Raw genomic sequence first — 1,236 nt, 5'->3', positions numbered from 1 at the left:
GATGGCTTCGGGCGACATCGCGGCCGCCGCGGTTTGCAGCGGTGCGACTGCCGCTGGCGGGGCCGGTTCCGGCGGGGTGCTGGCGGCAGGCGCTGCCGGAGGCTGCGTATGGTCTTCGGGGGCAGTGGTCATCATCGGGCCCTTTCCTCTGGGGGTGGATGTGCCGCTGGGTGCGGCGGCGAAAGCGCGGAAGGCGGTGACGGGATCGGCCACCTCATCTGCGAGACCGGCGAAGACAGCCGCCTCGCCGCGGAACACGGCGGCTTCGGTGGCGAGGGCCTGCAAGGTGTCGAGGCGACGGCCGCGCCCTTCGGCGACAGTTTCGGCGAAGAGCTGGCGCAGGTCTTCCAACTCGCCCGCGATCCGGGCACGGACGGACTCGGGCAGGGGCTGGTAGGGGTTCGCATCGATCTTGTGCGCCCCGGCATGGATCAGCGTGACGGAGATTCCCTTCTGGTCAAGCGCCCCGCTCATGTCGCTGTGCATGGCCACGACACCGATGCTGCCGACAGCGCCGGTGCGCGGCAGGATGATCCGGTCGGCTTGCGAGGCCAAAGCATAGGCGGCCGAGAGGGCATGATCGGCGACGAAGGCTTGCACGGGCTTGACCTGACGCGCGGCGCGGATGCGGTCGGCGAGGTCGAAAGCCCCCGCGACCTCGCCGCCGAAGCTGTCGATATCGAGGGCAATGCCGCGGATCGCAGGATCAGCGACGGCCGCTTGCAGCTGCGCCGCGATGCCCTCGTAAGATGTGAGCCCCGAGGACTGCCCGATCCAGGCGCCGCGATGCACCAGCGTGCCCGCGATCTCGATCACGGCAATCCCCTCCACGACGGCGAAGGGCTGGCCGCCATTCCGCGCTTGGCGGCTGGTCAGGTCGTCGCCAAAGAGCGAGGCCCGGGCGGGCAGGGTGGCGGCATCCCGATCTTCGGTCGCGACTTCCAGCCCTTCGATGCGGATGTCTCGCCCGGTGATCCGGGGCCCCAGCCCGGTCAGGAAGGCCAGCGCCTTGGCAGGATCGACCATCAGCGGCGTATTGAAGACGCGCTGCGCGATCTGGGTGTGGTGCATCATCCTTCCTCCGCGGGCCGGGGGTTCCGGTCCTCGCCATCGTCTTCCTGATCACTGGCGTTCTGCTGATCTTGCTGCGAGCTTTCGGCGCCGCTCTGTCCTGCGCCGCCACCCGCTGCCTGCGCGGGCGATCCCGGACGTCGGAAGTCCAGGCCCAGCTCCGCC

Annotated in this window: 1 protein-coding gene; it reads right to left on the bottom strand. The window is 69.8% G+C overall.

What is annotated here, in order from left to right; translation table 11 throughout:
- Nucleotides 1–1,071 (bottom strand): S49 family peptidase (locus E3D03_RS20805; RefSeq protein ID WP_263568528.1); only part of this gene is annotated, 1,071 nt, incomplete at its 3' end.
- Nucleotides 1,072–1,236 lie beyond the last annotated feature (165 nt).

Origin of the sequence: Paracoccus sp. DMF, assembly GCF_004407025.1 — a bacterium.
In the GTDB taxonomy this organism is placed as follows: Bacteria; Pseudomonadota; Alphaproteobacteria; order Rhodobacterales; family Rhodobacteraceae; genus Paracoccus; species Paracoccus aminovorans_B.
The sequence above is the reverse complement of the archived record's forward strand: the minus strand, read 5'-3'. Positions and strand labels throughout refer to the sequence as shown.